We start from the raw sequence: 16273 nt of genomic DNA on the forward strand, positions 1-16273 counted from the left end.
CTTGGATTGACAGGGGGTGGAACGTTGTGTACATTAGTGAATAAATATTAAATTTATCATTTATAAGAAATGTATTGGCGGCAAGCCATGAAGACATAAGGGGGAGACTGACCGTGGAAGCTCTGGCGCTTGAGCGCAAGCAGGAACAGAATCGTGAACTTCGTGTGCGCCTCGAACAGCTTAAGAAGGAACGGAATGCTATTATTCTGGCTCATTATTATCAGCGTGATGAAATTCAGGAAGTCGCCGATTTCCGGGGAGACTCTTTTTTGCTGGCCCAGAAGGCAGCGGAGACAGAGGCAGATGTAATCGTATTCTGCGGCGTTCATTTCATGGGGGAAAGTGCCAAGATTCTGGCGCCGAACAAGACGGTCCTGATTCCTGACGAACGTGCGGGTTGCCCGATGGCTGACATGGTCAATGTGGATGGGCTGCGGAAACTGAAGGCGCAGCATCCGGGTGCGAAGGTAGTAACCTATATCAATTCCTCGGCAGAGATTAAGGCGGAGACAGATATTTGCTGCACCTCAGCGAATGCGGTGAAGGTGATCGAATCGCTTGATGCCGAAGAAATCATCTGGGTACCCGACAAGAATCTGGGTCAATATGTGCAGGATCAGACCGGTAAGAAGCTGATTATCTGGGAGGGCTATTGCAATACTCATGACATGCTTACCGTCAAAGATGTGATGGAGATGAGAGCCAAATACCCGGAAGCTGAATTTGTTGTACATCCCGAATGCCGCCCGGAAGTCGTGGCAATGGGGGATTATGTAGGCAGCACTACCTCAATTCTGGAATATTGCCGGAAATCGGACCGCCGGCAGTTTATTGTAGGTACTGAGGATGGAACCGGGTATCAGCTGCGGTTGGACAGCCCGGATAAGGAGTTTCATTTTGCCACCAAATTCCTGGTGTGTCCTAATATGAAGGTTAATAATTTGAAGAAGCTGGTCAAATGCCTGGAGACGATGAAGCCGCAGATCTATGTACCGCCTGCAGTCGCCGACAAAGCCAGAACATCCCTAGAGCGCATGCTACAAGTCCGGTAGCATGCGCTACTCTTTCGTTGAAACAGGTGAAAAGCGGTCATGATTCCACAATATTTGGTTGATTTTGATCTTCAGGGACTTCCTGTAGTTAAGACAGACTGCCTTGTCATTGGTTCCGGTATTGCCGGGTTATTCACAGCAATCAAGGCCAGCGAAGACCGGAAGGTTATTATGCTTACGAAGAAGACCGTAATGGAGAGCAACACACGGTATGCCCAGGGCGGAATTGCAGCCGTCATTTCGGAGGACGATTCGCCGGCGTATCACCGTCAGGATACCCTGATGGCCGGCGCGGGATTGAACTCCTCTGCGGCTGTCGATGTGCTGGTCAATGAAGGACCCGAAGGCGTACGCGAGCTGATCCGGCTTGGCACTATTTTCGATAAGGAGAATGGTGTACTAGCCTTAACCCAGGAGGGGGCGCATAGCCACCGCCGTATTTTACATGCAAATGGGGATGCTACTGGATATGAGATTGTCCGCGCACTCGCTGAACAGGCTGCCCGGCATCAGAATATTGAGACCTGGGATGACCATTATGTCATTGACCTGATTACGGAGGGCGGAGAGTGTCTGGGAGCGCTTGTACAGCGGCCTGATGGAGGGCGGTTATTCCTGCAGGCAGATGCAACAATCCTGTGCTCCGGTGGAGCAGGGCAGCTATACCGTTACACGACCAATCCTGAGGTGGCTACCGGAGATGGGGTAGCTATTGCCTACCGTGCCGGTGCCCATATCCGGGATATGGAGTTCATTCAGTTTCACCCGACTGCACTCAGCTATCCTGGTGCTCCGCGCTTCCTGATCTCGGAGGCTGTGCGGGGAGAAGGTGCTGTGCTGCGGAACATTAAAGGTGAGCGGTTCATGGAACGTTATCATGAGCTGCAGGAGCTGGCCCCGCGGGATATTGTTGCCCGTGCCATTGTAAGCGAGATGGAATTGACCAAATCAACCTTTGTCTATCTGGATATTACACATGAACCGGCGGATATGGTTAAACGCCGCTTCCCGACCATTTATGCGACCTGCATGAGCTACGGGCTGGATATTACAAGTGACTGGATTCCGGTGGCTCCTGCTGCGCATTATATGATGGGGGGCGTGAAGACCGACCTGAGTGGAGAGAGCACAGTTGCCCGCCTGTTTGCCTGTGGTGAGGTATCATCTACTGGTGTGCAGGGAGCTAACCGGCTGGCCAGCAACTCCTTGTCGGAAGCCGTTGTGTTCGGCCGCCGGATTATTGAACGCATCCGCCAGCTTCCGCCGCTTGACCGGGATAACCTGCCCTCAGCCTATCATCAGGCAAGGGTGGAAGCTCCTGCACAGGCGATTGTAGAACGGCGGCTCAAGCTGCAAAAGGCTATGGTACGGTACGCCGGACTGAGGCGGAACCGGGAAATGCTGAATAAAGGCTTGGATGAGATAAAGCGCCAGCTGCCGATTTTTAAGACCAAACTGACAACACGGGAAGAATACGAGTTCGCCAATATGCTTACATGCTGTCTGCTGATCACCGAATCGGCCCTGGCACGGGAGGAGAGCCGCGGTGCGCATTATCGTGAGGATTATCCACTGCGCAGTGACGCACAGTGGCAGAAGCATCTGCTCCAGATTCGCGAACTTGGAATAGTGGAGGAATTAAGTGATGATGTTTAACGGATATAATGAAGACCTGCTTAAGGCTATTAAGGGCTGGCTGCAGGAAGATGTCGGCTCGGGGGATATTACCACCCGTACAACCATACCCGCAGGGCATGAGTCCAAGGGAATTATCCATGCTAAGGAGGACGGGATTATTTGTGGAATCCCCGTGGCCGAGCTGGTGTTCGAGGTCGTTGATCCTGGGCTTGTATTCACGGCGCTGGTCCAGGAAGGGCAGGCTGTCTCCAAGGGCACTGTGCTTGCTGAAGTAGAAGGCAGCACCCATGCCATCCTGACCGGTGAACGGCTTGCTCTCAACTTGATGCAGCGGTTATCCGGTGTGGCCTCACGAACGGCTTCCTTTGTAGAGAAGCTTCAAGGACTGCCGACCCGCCTGGTGGATACCCGCAAGACCACACCAGGCCACCGGATGCTGGAGAAATATGCAGTCCGTATAGGCGGCGGAGCCAATCACCGTTACGGTCTGTATGATGCGGTAATGATTAAGGATAATCATATCAAGGGGGCCGGTGGCATCCGTCAGGCAGTAGGGCGTGCCCGTGCCAATATCCCGCACACCATGACCATTGAAGTAGAGACGGAGAGTCTGGAGCAGGTAGAGGAAGCGCTAGCGGCCGGAGCGGATATTATTATGCTCGATAACATGTCTCCTGAGCAGATGACTGAAGCCGTGAGAAGAATCCGGACCAAGGCGAAGCATGTCACCATTGAGGCATCGGGCAATGTATCTCTGGAGACGGTCCGGGGCATTGCTGAATCGGGTGTGGATGTGATTTCGGTAGGACGGCTAACGTATTCCTTCGCGAGTCTCGATATCAGTCTGGACCTGAACGCCAAGAAGGAGGGAACCCTCTGATGATACTTGTCGTTGATATCGGCAATACAAACATCGTACTGGGTGTCTACCGGGGCAGTGAGCTGCTGCACCATTTCCGGCTGAGCACTGCCCGCGGGTCCACTGTCGATGAATACGGTGTGATGATTCATAATCTGTTCAACATGTCGAATCTGTCGTTCAGGGATGTCGAGGGGGTCATCATCTCATCCGTTGTTCCGCCGCTCGTGCAGGTCATCGTGGAGATGTGTGTCAAATTCATTGGCAAGGACCCGCTGCTTGTGGGACCCGGTATCAAAACCGGGCTTAATCTGCGTTATGAGAACCCGCGCGAAGTGGGGGCGGACCGGATTGTGAACGCCGTTGCGGCGATTGAGCAGTATAAATGTCCGCTTGTCGTTGTTGATTTCGGTACGGCAACCACCTTCGACTGCATTGATGCCGGGGCCAACTATCTGGGCGGTGCTATCGTGCCGGGTCTGGGCATTTCCACGGAGGCCCTGTATCTGCGGGCATCCAAGCTGCCACGGATCGAGCTGGAGAAGCCCAAGAAGGTAATCGGACGCAATACTGTACATGCGATGCAGGCAGGGATAATTTTTGGCTATGCCGGTCAGGTTGAGGGTATCGTCAGACGCATCAAGCAGGAGATGAACGCTCCTGTTCTCAAGGTTATTGCCACCGGGGGGCTGGCCTCACTGATTGCCAGTGAGACAGAATGTATCGACGAGGTTAATCCGATGCTGACGCTTGAAGGATTGCGCATTATTTACAACCGTAACAAATAATCTTAAAGATGAACCTATACAGAACAGATAGATAGGAGGAGTATGCACCCAATGGATAATAAGAAGGACCGGCTGGTCCGGGGGACGGCTATGAACGGAAGAGTCAGAGCGTTCGCTGTCCGTACCACAGAGCTTGTCGATGAATTGCGGCGCAGACATGATACGTATCCGACGGCTACGGCAGCGCTTGGACGTACGGTTACGGCCGCAGCTATAATGGGGGCCATGCTCAAGGGGCAGGAGAAACTCGCGATTATGGTCAAAGGAAACGGTCCACTCGGGCAGATTACGGCTGAATCCAATGCCCTGGGAGAAGTTCGCGGCTATGTTAACAATCCTCATGTTCATCTGCCAAGCAACAGTATGGGCAAGCTGGATGTCGCAGGGGCGGTAGGAACGGAAGGCTTCATTGATGTCAGCAAGGATCTGGGGATGAAGGAGCCGTACCGCGGCAGTGTGCCTATCGTTTCGGGAGAGCTGGGTGAGGATTTCACTTATTATTTTGCTCTCTCGGAGCAAACGCCTGCTGCTGTAGGACTTGGAGTATTGGTGGAGACTGATAATTCGGTTAGAGTTGCTGGAGGCTTTATTATTCAGTTGCTGCCCGGCCTGACAGATGAGCAAATTACCGAGGTTGAGCAAGCGGTTGGAGCCATGCCTTCGGTTACGTCCGTGCTGGATCAGGGGCTTGAGCCTGAGGAAATGCTGCGGCTGCTGCTGCCGGATGCTGTGATCCTGGATGAGCTGGAGGTCCGCTTTGTATGTCAGTGCTCACGGGAACGGATTGAGCAGACTCTGGTCAGCCTGGGTGAGCACGAACTGGAACGGCTGATTGAAGAAGATGATACGGCAGAAGTCGTCTGCCATTATTGCAATGAGAGCTATGTATTTAACAAGGATGAACTGCAGGTAATCCTCGATCAAGCGAAGTCTTAGGGATATGAGATGGTGACAAGACAGGAGCGCGCGCTGCGCAATGCCGTTATATTACTTGCCGTGGCAACGCTGGTGCTGGGAGGGCTATTATTCTGGAGCCTGCGTGCCATGGCACTGCTGAAGGCAGAGACGGCTGAAGGAGAAGCCTCGGATGTCGCTGCTGCCGGAGGCCAGCCGGTCACGGAACAGGAATGGATAGAGGAGCTTCAGAAGAAGCACGGGGAAGAAGTGCTGCTGAATATGCTCAATCACATTGTGGTGGGTAAGGAAGCTGCAGCGCTGGGAATTACGGTCACGGATGAAGAGATTGAGCAGGAACTGTTGCGCGGTATCTCCGGTTATAGCTCAGAAGAGCAGTATTATCAGCAGATGGAGTCTGAGCTTGGACTATCCCGCCAGGAGCTGCGTGAGGAGACGGCATACCGGTTGACACTCCAGGCAATAGCTACGGCCGGAATTACGGTCAGTGAAGCGGAAATTGATGATTATCTGAAGCAAAATAGCGAGAGATTCATGCCCCGCAAGCAAATGCAGCTCTCTATCATCCAGACCTCCACCTATAACGAGGCCGGTACAGTGATGGACCGCCTGGAGCAGGGGGAGGATTTTGCAGAGCTGGCCCGGGAGGTCTCGATCGACAAGGAAAGCCGCCAGCACGGCGGCAGTATCGGAACGGTCGAGGAGAAGGACCCGTTCTGGCCTGAGGAGCTGCTGGAGACAGCAGCCGGGCTTGAGAAGGGGGATATCGCAGGACCGCTGCAGATTGACGGCGGGTATGCGGTGATCCGTCTGGAGAAGCTGATTGATCCTGTGAAGCCGGACCAGGAGGAGCTGCACCGGATGATCGGCCAGCAGCTGAGACTGGAGCAGGCAGCGCCCTTGCAGCAGGTGGAGCGTGAATTACGGGTCAAATACGATACAGCAATATATATTGACAACAGCCTGCAAGATTGATAATATGAAATTAAATATAAAACCTACTGATTTAGTCGGGAATATTAAGCGGTACAATTTCAACTGTTAGTTACCCAGGCATTGCGAACCGGGAGCTACGGTAATATATGCTGATAGCATCTGTCATAAGTTCCGCACCCTAATTCATTTATCATTCCAAGGAGGTTTTTACTCATGGCTAAAGTCGTCAACAGTGTAACAGATTTGATCGGTGGCACACCGCTCGTCCGCCTGAACCGGATTGTTCCGGAAGGTTCGGCAGAGATCTTCCTGAAGCTGGAATACCAGAATCCAGGCTCCAGTGTGAAAGACCGTATTGCCATCAGCATTGTAGAAGAGGCTGAGAAAGAAGGCAAGCTGAAGCCGGGTGGCACGATTGTAGAAGCAACCAGCGGTAATACAGGGATCGGCCTGGCGCTTGTGGCAGCTGCCAAAGGTTACAAGGCCATTATTGTTATGCCGGAAACGATGAGCCTTGAGCGCCGCAACCTGCTGCGTGCCTACGGCGCTGAGCTGGTATTGACTCCGGGATCGGAAGGAATGAACGGTGCGGTTAAGAAGGCTGAGCAGATTCTGAGCGAGAATCCGGATTATTTCCTTGCGGAGCAGTTCAAGAACAAGGCTAACGTGAAGATCCACCGCGAGACCACTGGACCGGAGATCGTTGAAGCGATTGAATCTGTCGGCGGCCCGCTGGATGCATTCATTGCCGGTGTCGGCACAGGCGGAACGATCAGCGGTGCGGGTGAAGTGTTGAAGAGTCAATATCCGGGCGTGAAGATCTATGCGGTAGAACCTGCAGCTTCACCGATTCTGGCTGGAGGCAAACCGGGCCCGCACAAGATTCAGGGTATCGGCGCTAACTTCGTGCCAGAAATTCTGAACCAGGATATCTATGATGAGATTATTCATGTTGAGAATGATGAAGCGTTCGAAACTGCCCGCCGCGTAGCCAAGGAAGAAGGCGTGCTGTCCGGCATTTCCTCCGGTGCGGCTGTGTTTGCTGCACTGAAGGTAGCGAAGGAACTGGGCGCAGGCAAGAAGATTGTTGTTATCATCCCAAGTAACGGCGAACGTTACCTGAGCACTCCGCTCTATAACTTTGAAGTATAATTGCTGAGAATTCAGCTCGTTAGAAGAGCCTGCCCTATCCGCTTTCACAGGGATAGCGCAGGCTCTTTTTGTGAAAATATAAGAATGAATATATTTCATGCGGCGTTTGGGCTTTTCAAAGTAACCCTATGTACAGTATACTGACAGGCAATAAACTATCGATGAGGCGGGAGAATGGTTGTGGAGATCTTAACGGCTTGGCAGGATTGGGAGCAGTGGGCAGAGGCAGATGAAGCCTGGAGCGTCTTGCCCCTGATCCTGAGGAAACGGCAGGACAATCAGGGCTTGCCCCGCAGCTGGAAGCAGGCCTGGGAACAGGCTTCCCCCTATTCGGTTGTCCTGGAGAGCGGCAAGGGCGGACGCTACACCTATCTGGGTCTAAGTCCTGTCTCCATCATTGAAGGCCGAGGAGCTGTTGCACAGAGCTATACTCCCGGAGCCAAGGCTTCAGGGCATATAGAGTCTGCCGTAACGGAAGGCCAACCGCTGCAAGTGCTGCAGGAATGGATGAGGGAATATACGTCTCCCCGCCTGCCGCTTGACGGTCTGCCGCCATTCACCGGAGGCTGTATCGGATTTCTTGGCTATGATGTGGCCCGTTCCCTGGAGAAGCTGCCGTCGCTTGCTAGGAACAACCCTGAATTTCCGGATTATCTGTTCATGAGACTGGAAGAAGTGTGGATCTACGATGAGCAGGAGCAGCAGCTCTACTGTGCAGTTCATATTCCTGTAACGGATACTTTATCCGGTAACCTGGACGGGCTAAGGAGTCTGTATGAGGCTGCTGTGCACCGTGCGGAGTGGATGCTGGAGCAGTGGAGCCTTCTCTACGCACCGGCAGGGCCGGAAGAAGCCGCCGCTGCAAGGTACGCCGGGCTTACCCGCAGGGTAGAGAGCGAGGCCGAGATTACCGGCGAGTGGCCCGGCATGAGCTCGGATTTCTCTGCTGCGCCTTTCCAGCAGGCTGTGCTGAAGGTCCAGGAATACATCCGCGCCGGGGATGTATTCCAGGTAAACCTCTCGCTGCGCCAGCAGGCGCAGCTCAAATCGACACCCGAGGACGTCTACGAATGGCTCCGTAGACTCAACCCGTCCCCGTACATGGGGCTGCTCCGCACGCCCGGCTTCGCGCTCTCCAGCGCATCGCCGGAGCTGCTCGTCAAGCTGCACGGGGACAAGGTCAGCGCCCGCCCCATTGCCGGCACCCGGCGGCGGGGCCATACTCCCGCGGAGGACGCCGCCATGGAGGCGGAACTGCGCGGGAGCGAGAAGGAGATCGCCGAGCATATTATGCTTGTCGATCTGGAGCGCAGCGACATCGGCCGTGTCGCTGCCTACGGAACGGTCAGCGTGCCGGAGCTGCTGACCGTAGAGCGATACTCGCATGTGATGCATCTCGTCTCGCAGGTCGAGGGAATCGTCGCACCCGGCAGGGATGCGTACGATGTCATTGCCGCCTTGTTCCCCGGCGGCACCATCACGGGCGCGCCCAAGGTGCGCACCATGGAGATCATCGAAGAGCTGGAGCCGGTCCGCCGGGGGCCATATACTGGATCAATGGGCTGGATTGACTATAACGGCAATATGGAATTAAATATAATCATACGTACGCTCGCAGTGAAGGACGGAATCGGCTACATTCAGACAGGTGCGGGAATTGTGATCGATTCGGACCCTTACCGTGAGTACCGGGAATGCCACAACAAAGCCAAAGCGGTAGTCAAAGCCATTCTCTGCAGTGAACGCGAGCAGGAAGAGCGGGCTGCCCTCGGCGCCGAAGGAGGAAGCGCATTATGATCTTGGTCATCGATAATTATGATTCCTTTACGTATAACCTGGTGCAGTATTTGGGTGAGCTGGGGGAAGAAGTTAAGGTAGCACGCAACGATGAGATCAGCATTGAGGAGATAGAAGCATTAGCCCCCGATCATATTCTGATCTCTCCGGGTCCCTGCACACCGAATGAGGCAGGCATCAGCCTTGCGCTGCTGCAGCATTTCAAAGGCATCATCCCCATATTCGGCGTATGTCTCGGACACCAGGCGATTGGACAGGCTTTTGGCGGTAATGTCATCCGTGCAGAACGTCTTATGCATGGCAAAACCTCGCCGATTCATCACAACGGCACCTCCGTATTTGAAGGGCTGGAGTCTCCATTCACAGCGACACGCTATCATTCACTGATCGTGGAACGCGAGAGTCTGCCGGATTGTCTGGAGATTACCGCCGAGACCGCTGAAGGCGAGATTATGGCCTTGCGGCATAAGGAATACCCGATTGAAGGGGTACAGTTCCATCCCGAGTCGATCATTACGAATCACGGGCATACCATACTGCGCAATTTCCTGAAACGGAGAGCCGGAGAACCGGCATGAAATATATAGGACTTAACAACAAAGCAGTCGACGCCAAAGACGCCGTGGTCTCCGCTCTGGATCACGGCTTTTTGTACGGCATGGGTCTGTTCGAGACCTTCCGCACCTATGGGGGGCAGCCCTTCCTGCTGGAGCGTCATCTGAGCAGAATGGCAGAGGGCTGCCGCCAGTTGGGCATTCCCTTCGAGCCGGATGTACGGGGGCTGCGGGAATGGATTCGGCTTGTAATGGACAAGAATGAGCTTAACGAGGCGTATATCCGCTACACAGTTACGGCCGGTGAGGATATTCTGGGTCTGCCATCCGTAGCCTATAAGCAGCCTAATCATCTGCTCTATATCAAAGCCCTTCCGTTTACACCAGCCAGCCTTTACACGGAAGGCAAAGAACTTCAGCTTCTGAACCACCGGCGTAATACCCCGGAGGGCCCGGTAAGACTCAAATCGCTGCACTATATGAACAACATTTTGGCAAAACGTGAATTAGCCGGGTATCCGTCCGCAGAGCGAGGGGCAGAGGGGTTGATGCTGACCGCACAGGGAGAGCTCGCCGAAGGCATTGTGAGCAATATTTTTTTCATCTCCAATAAGCGGCTCTATACCCCCGATATCGCCACCGGCATTCTTCCGGGAATTACCCGGGAAATGGTGCTTGAGCTGGCAGCGGCCAGCCTTCAGCCTGAACAGGGCTTGTACCGCTGGGAGCAGCTTGCGGCTGCGGATGAAATCTTCCTCACCAATTCTGTGCAGGAGATTGTACCAGTAAGCACCTTATGGAATGGAGACCGGCGGGTAACCATAGGCAGCGGGCGCTGTGGAGAGCAGACGGCTGCACTTATGAAGCTGTACAGAGAAAGGACGGATATGCTGATATGAAGCCGATGATCTATGAACGGACTTACCGCTGCGGAAGCAGTGAGCTGAAATTGGGCAAGCGTACGCTGATTATGGGGATACTCAATGTGACGCCGGACTCCTTTTCGGATGGGGGCCTGTGGACGGAGCGGGATAGAGCCGTAGAGCATGCGCTGCAAATGGCGGCAGAGGGGGCCGATATTATCGATATAGGCGGAGAATCCACGCGTCCGGGTCACCAGCCGGTGAGTGCTGAAGAGGAATTGGCCCGTGTACTTCCTGTCATTGAGCGCATCCATCAAGCCGCCCCGCATCTCTCCCTCTCTATAGATACCTACAAGGCGGAAGTCGCCCGTCAGGCGGTTCAGGCCGGTGCGCATATCATCAATGATGTATGGGGAGCCAAGGCCGATCCGCAGATGGCGGCGGTTGCTGCGCAGGCAGACTGTCCGATCATTCTGATGCATAACCGGCATGACCGTAATTATAACGATTTGATCAGCGATATGACGGATGACCTGAGCGAGAGCATTCACCTGGCGCTGGCAGCGGGAGTGAAGCCGGAGAATATTATTCTGGACCCCGGAATCGGCTTCGCCAAGGACTATACAGAGAATCTTCAGGTCATGACCGGTCTGAGCGCACTAACGAAGCTGGGATATCCGGTGCTGCTGGCCACTTCGCGCAAAAAATTCATCCGCACCGCCCTCGGTCTGCCCGCAGATGATGTTCTTGAGGGAACCGCGGCTACTGTCGCCTTCGGGATTGCGCAGGGCTGTCAGCTTGTTCGGGTTCATGATATTGCGGCGATGAAACGTACCGTAGAGATGTGTGACGCCATGTTATATGCAGGGACACCTGTGCTCTGCGTATAGACTATATTCTTCAAGAGAAGGCAGGTACCCTTAATGGATAAAATGAAGCTGCACCGCATGGAGTACTACGGTTACCACGGAGTGTTTGAAGAGGAACGGAAGCTCGGCCAGCGTTATTATATCGACCTTGAGCTGGAGCTTGATTTGCAGGGAGCAGGGCTCAGCGATGATCTGGAGCAGACCGTGAATTATGCTGAAGTTCATGTTGTAGTCAAAAAAATTGTCGAAACCCAGTCCTTCAAGCTGATTGAAGCTTTGGCGGAACATATTGCATCCGGGTTACTGGACACTTATACTGTTATCAATGCAGTAACGGTCCAGGTGACCAAGCCGCATCCTCCTTTTGATATTCATTTCCAGGGAGTCACTGTAGAATTGCGCCGGACGAGAAAGTGAGACAGACTGATGAACATACCTTCCACCTCTGAGGCATCAGAGGCTTATATTGCTTTAGGGGCTAACCTGGGTGACCGTCAAGGCACCTTGAGAGAAGCCCTGCACCGGCTGGAGCATCACGACAAGATTGAAGTAGTGCGCACCTCCCGGGTCTACGAGACGGAGCCTGTCGGTTATCTGGATCAGCCTCAGTTTCTTAACATGGCGGCTGTTCTGCGCACCACACTGGCACCCGAGGAGCTGCTTCATGTGATGCTGGACACAGAGAACCAGTTAGGCCGGGTCCGGGATGTGCAGTATGGACCGAGAACGGTAGATTTGGATTTGTTGTGGGTAGAGGGGCTGACCCTGGACACGCCGGATCTGACGCTGCCTCATCCGAGGATGCTGGAGCGGGCGTTTGTCCTTCTGCCGCTAAGCGATATCCTATCGCAGAACGAAGAGTCTTCCGGATTCCGCAGATTAATTACAACAGCGCTGCAAGACATAGACGGAAAGGCAGGAATTCGCCTGTGGACAACAAACGTATGGGAATGCGGGTCAGAGCGTTCCGGAAGCTGAAGGGCTACACGCAGCAGGAACTGGCGGATTCTGTCGGAATATCACTTGCTGTGCTTGGCGCAGTGGAGCGGGGCAACCGACGTTTGGAAGATCAAATTTTAAATAAAATTGCGGATTTTCTGGAAGTGACAGTAGAGGAATTGGCCCATCCGGCACCATAAGACTGGGCTGAACGTTACAAATTGAGGTAGGGAAGTGATTGGGCCATGCTGAAGATTGGTGATATTGAATTGAAGAATCAGGTCGTGCTGGCGCCTATGGCTGGCGTATGTAACCCGGCATTTCGTCTGATTGCCAAGGAATTCGGGACTGGCCTGGTCTGTGCGGAGATGGTCAGCGGCAAGGCGATCGTACATGGCAACCAGCGTACGCGTGAGATGCTGTTTGTCGATGAGCGCGAGAAACCGCTGAGCCTGCAGATTTTTGGCGGAGATCGGGAATCGCTGGTGGATGCGGCGAGAATTGTCGACAAAGAAACCAATGCCGATATCATCGACATTAATATGGGCTGCCCGGTGCCGAAGGTGACCAAATGCGATGCCGGAGCACGCTGGCTGCTGAATCCGGACAAAATCTATGAGATGGTATCCGCAGTAGTCGAGGCCGTGGACAAACCGGTCACCGTGAAGATGCGGATCGGCTGGGACAGCGAGCATATCTTCGTTGAAGAGAATGCGCGTGCGGTGGAACGGGCTGGCGGAGCGGCAGTTAGCGTACACGGGCGGACCCGCGAACAACTCTATACTGGACGCGCCGACTGGAATTATATCCGTATGGCTAAAGAGGCAGTATCGATTCCGGTGATCGGCAATGGCGATGTGAATACGCCGGAGGATGCGCGGGCGATGTTGGACCAGACCGGCTGCGACGGTGTAATGATCGGGCGTGGCGCACTGGGCAATCCGTGGATGCTGTACCGGACGATTCAATATTTGGATAGTGGTGTGCTGATGCCGGAGCCTGGCGCCGAAGAGAAGATTAAGGTAGCTATTCTTCATATGGACCGCCTGATTGCCCTTAAGGGTGAAGCGGTGGCAGTCCGTGAGATGCGCAAGCATCTGGCCTGGTATTTGAAGGGCTTTAAGGCGGCGGCCCGCGTGAAGGACGTTATTATGGAAGAAACGAAACGTGACGAGATGGTGCGGATTTTGAATGATTTTGTCGGTCAGCTTAGGCAGGATGAGGACCAGAATAGCGCGGATAGCGAGCTTTTCGCCGTATGAGCCTCACATATTCCTGGGACTAAGCCCCGTTCCTGTGTGCTTTATTGAGTATTGCTAAACATTATATGGGGCGTCATTGACATTTTGTAGCGGTTCCAATATAATTTCACAGTATAAAATCGCCGTTACAGCAGGAGCAATGGTGAAGGAGGGTTCTGATCCCTCCGGATTCGCATATAGTATGGTGTTTTCAATAAATGTATACGACAGGAGAATCGGTTGAGATGAGCGATAAAGAAGTCATCCTTACACCGGACGGACTTAAGCGTCTGGAAGAAGAACTGGAGTTCCTCAAATCCGTGAAGCGCCGCGAGGTGGCGGAGCGTATCAAAGTGGCCATCGGCTACGGAGATATCAGTGAAAACTCGGAATATGAAGACGCGAAGAATGAACAGGCTTTTATTGAAGGACGGGTTCTTACTTTGGAGAAGATGCTCCGCAATGCCCGTATCATTAATAGCGATGAGATCGTGACAGATGTGGTAAGCATCGGGGTAACGGTGAACGTTGAGGATATGGAGTATGGCGACATTATGGAGTACACTATCGTGGGTACTGCCGAATCCGATCCGCTGAACAACAAAATTTCTAATGAGAGCCCTGTAGGCAGAGCGATCATCGGCAAGAAGATTGGTACGATTGTGGATGTTAGTGTCCCTGCAGGCGTCATTCAATATAAAATTCTTGATATCAAAATGAAGTAAGACGGTTCCGAAAGCTTCCTTAGGGAAGCTTTTTTCAAAGTAAATACCAGCCGTAAAATATGGGTGAACACATACAGCTTATATTTTGTACCGGAACGGACTGTCCTCAAGATCGGGGTGGAGCCGTTTCTTCTTTTGTATAGTGAGTAAGAGAGGATGAAGAACATGACGGAAGAAATCAACAACGTCGAAACTACAGAGAATGAATTAAGTGAATTGCTGCAGATCCGCCGGGGTAAGCTGGACGAGCTCCGCGCACTCGGGATCGATCCTTTTGGCAAGAAATATGAGCGTACCGCTGCTGCTGGCGATCTTCTGGCCAAATACGACGGGCAAACCAAGGAAGAGCTGGACGAGCTGGCGCTGGAGGTCAGTGTGGCTGGACGCATTATGGCGAAACGGGTCATGGGCAAGGCAAGCTTTTCTCACATCCAGGATCTTAGCGGCAAAATCCAGATCTATGTGCGCCAGGACAGTATCCCTGAGTCACAATATGCAGCCTTCACGATCCTTGATCTTGGCGATATCGTCGGTATCCGGGGAACCCTGTTCAAGACAAAGACCGGCGAAACCTCTATTAAAGTAGATAACCTTGAGGTGCTGTCCAAGTCCCTGCTCCCGCTTCCTGAGAAGTATCATGGTCTGAAGGATGTAGAACTCCGCTACCGTCAGCGTTATGTGGACCTGATCATTAATCCTGAGGTACAGCAGACCTTCATCATGCGTTCACGGATCATCCAGTCGATGCGCCGTTATTTGGACTCGCTGGGCTATTTGGAGGTGGAGACTCCAACCCTGCATGCTATCGCAGGCGGAGCAGCGGCCCGTCCGTTTATTACCCACCACAACACGCTGGACATGCAGCTGTATATGCGGATTGCCATTGAACTGCACTTGAAGCGTCTAATCGTCGGCGGTCTGGAGAAAGTCTATGAGATTGGCCGTGTATACCGTAATGAAGGTATTTCAACACGCCATAATCCGGAATTCACAATGATCGAGCTGTATGAAGCGTATGCGGATTACAAGGACATTATGCATCTGACAGAGAGCCTGATCGCTCATATTGCCCAGGAGGTACTTGGCTCCCAGGTGATTAATTATCAGGGACAGGAAGTAGATCTGTCTCCAGGCTGGCGCCGTGTGACTATGGTGGATGCCGTTAAGGAAGTAACCGGGGTGGACTTCGGTGTTCAGATGACGGATGAAGAAGCACAGGCTCTGGCTAAGGAACACCGGGTACCAGTGGAGAAGCATATGAGCTTTGGACATATCCTCAATGCGTTCTTCGAGCAGTTTGTGGAAGAGACGCTGATTCAGCCGACCTTCGTTATGGGACATCCTGTAGAGATCTCACCGCTTGCCAAAAAGAATGAAGAGGACCCGCGCTTCACCGACCGGTTCGAGCTGTTCATTGTAGCCCGCGAGCATGCCAATGCGTTCAGCGAGCTGAATGATCCGATTGACCAGCGCCAGCGCTTCGAAGCACAGATTCACGAGAAAGAGCAGGGCAATGATGAAGCCCATGAGATGGATGATGATTTCATCCGTGCTCTGGAGTACGGCATGCCGCCAACAGGGGGCCTTGGAATCGGTGTAGACCGTCTGATCATGCTGCTGACCAATTCAGCGTCTATCCGTGATGTACTGCTGTTCCCACATATGCGTAATAAAGACTAAGGGTTTCTCTTAGTCCGACCCGGATAACTAAGAGAGCTGCTCAGGCAGTTCTCTTGGCATCGGGGGATTAAATGCTCTGGTCAAATGATTTAGAAATAATGCTTGCAATGAATCTCTATCCGTGATATATTCTATTTCTGGCCGCGAAACATCAACGCCGAGCTCGAAAAGAAGTTGAAAAAAGAGCTTGCATTGATCGGTTGGATGTGATATATTATAAGAGTTGCTGGTGACGCGATAAGCGGCGCTGACAACGAGCTTGATC

Annotated in this window: 18 protein-coding genes; 17 read left to right on the plus strand and 1 reads right to left on the minus strand. The window is 53.1% G+C overall.

Features of this window, described 5'->3' with window-relative positions:
• Positions 1-113: 113 nt before the first annotated feature.
• The 17 genes from nadA (at position 114) to lysS (ending at position 16008) form a co-directional block, all read left to right on the plus strand.
• Entirely contained in the window at positions 114-1052 is a 939-nt protein-coding gene (nadA, locus tag C162_RS18730; RefSeq protein ID WP_036696456.1) for a quinolinate synthase NadA, read from the plus strand.
• Between the two features lie 39 nt (positions 1053-1091).
• Entirely contained in the window at positions 1092-2708 is a 1617-nt protein-coding gene (gene nadB / locus C162_RS18735; protein ID WP_036696459.1) for an L-aspartate oxidase, read from the plus strand.
• Positions 2698-3570, plus strand: coding sequence for a carboxylating nicotinate-nucleotide diphosphorylase (gene nadC, locus C162_RS18740; RefSeq protein ID WP_036696463.1), 873 nt, complete (start codon positions 2698-2700; stop codon positions 3568-3570). Before nadB ends, nadC begins: the two co-directional genes overlap by 11 nt.
• The gene (locus C162_RS18745) at positions 3570-4337 is read left to right on the plus strand and encodes a type III pantothenate kinase (protein WP_036696465.1); all 768 of its coding nucleotides are present in this window, start codon (positions 3570-3572) and stop codon (positions 4335-4337) included. The genes nadC and C162_RS18745 overlap by 1 nt, the downstream gene beginning before the upstream one ends.
• Positions 4338-4388: 51 nt before the next feature.
• Positions 4389-5273 (plus strand): Hsp33 family molecular chaperone HslO, encoded by an 885-nt coding sequence (hslO, locus tag C162_RS18750; protein WP_036696468.1) that lies wholly within the window; start codon positions 4389-4391, stop codon positions 5271-5273.
• A gap of 9 nt (positions 5274-5282) precedes the next feature.
• A complete protein-coding gene (locus tag C162_RS18755) occupies positions 5283-6227 on the plus strand; it encodes a peptidylprolyl isomerase (RefSeq protein ID WP_051493677.1) in 945 nt (314 codons plus the stop codon).
• 174 nt (positions 6228-6401) lie between these two features.
• A complete protein-coding gene (gene cysK / locus C162_RS18760; protein WP_036696469.1) occupies positions 6402-7340 on the plus strand; it encodes a cysteine synthase A in 939 nt (312 codons plus the stop codon).
• 174 nt (positions 7341-7514) lie between these two features.
• Positions 7515-9137 carry an anthranilate synthase component I family protein gene (locus C162_RS18765; RefSeq protein ID WP_036696472.1) on the plus strand — a complete coding sequence of 541 codons (1623 nt, stop codon included), beginning with the start codon at positions 7515-7517 and terminating at the stop codon, positions 9135-9137.
• A complete protein-coding gene (pabA, locus tag C162_RS18770) occupies positions 9134-9715 on the plus strand; it encodes an aminodeoxychorismate/anthranilate synthase component II (RefSeq protein ID WP_036696474.1) in 582 nt (193 codons plus the stop codon). The genes C162_RS18765 and pabA overlap by 4 nt, the downstream gene beginning before the upstream one ends.
• Positions 9712-10590 (plus strand): aminotransferase class IV, encoded by an 879-nt coding sequence (locus C162_RS18775; protein ID WP_036696476.1) that lies wholly within the window; start codon positions 9712-9714, stop codon positions 10588-10590. Before pabA ends, C162_RS18775 begins: the two co-directional genes overlap by 4 nt.
• Entirely contained in the window at positions 10587-11444 is an 858-nt protein-coding gene (gene folP / locus C162_RS18780; RefSeq protein ID WP_036696478.1) for a dihydropteroate synthase, read from the plus strand. Before C162_RS18775 ends, folP begins: the two co-directional genes overlap by 4 nt.
• 33 nt (positions 11445-11477) lie before the next feature.
• Positions 11478-11840, plus strand: a complete 363-nt coding sequence (gene folB / locus C162_RS18785; protein WP_036696480.1) for a dihydroneopterin aldolase — start codon at positions 11478-11480, stop codon at positions 11838-11840.
• Between the two features lie 9 nt (positions 11841-11849).
• Positions 11850-12401 carry a 2-amino-4-hydroxy-6-hydroxymethyldihydropteridine diphosphokinase gene (folK, locus tag C162_RS18790; protein WP_036696482.1) on the plus strand — a complete coding sequence of 184 codons (552 nt, stop codon included), beginning with the start codon at positions 11850-11852 and terminating at the stop codon, positions 12399-12401.
• Positions 12353-12562: a helix-turn-helix domain-containing protein gene (locus C162_RS18795; RefSeq protein WP_036696484.1), complete on the plus strand. Its 210-nt coding sequence runs from the start codon at positions 12353-12355 to the stop codon at positions 12560-12562. The genes folK and C162_RS18795 overlap by 49 nt, the downstream gene beginning before the upstream one ends.
• A 45-nt stretch (positions 12563-12607) precedes the next feature.
• Complete coding sequence (gene dusB / locus C162_RS18800) at positions 12608-13624, plus strand: tRNA dihydrouridine synthase DusB (protein ID WP_036696485.1); 1017 nt, start codon at positions 12608-12610, stop codon at positions 13622-13624.
• Positions 13625-13848: 224 nt separating this feature from the next.
• Positions 13849-14328 carry a transcription elongation factor GreA gene (gene greA, locus C162_RS18805; protein WP_036696487.1) on the plus strand — a complete coding sequence of 160 codons (480 nt, stop codon included), beginning with the start codon at positions 13849-13851 and terminating at the stop codon, positions 14326-14328.
• A 165-nt stretch (positions 14329-14493) separates the two neighbouring features.
• On the plus strand, positions 14494-16008 hold the full coding sequence (lysS, locus tag C162_RS18810; RefSeq protein ID WP_036696489.1) for a lysine--tRNA ligase: 1515 nt from the start codon (positions 14494-14496) through the stop codon (positions 16006-16008).
• A 27-nt stretch (positions 16009-16035) separates the two neighbouring features.
• Here the strand turns inward: lysS and C162_RS36965 are convergent.
• On the minus strand, positions 16036-16273 hold a 238-nt coding region (locus C162_RS36965; protein WP_235218466.1), incomplete at its 5' end, for a hypothetical protein.

Source organism: Paenibacillus sp. FSL R7-269, from assembly GCF_000517865.1.
GTDB lineage: Bacteria > Bacillota > Bacilli > Paenibacillales > Paenibacillaceae > Paenibacillus_AQ.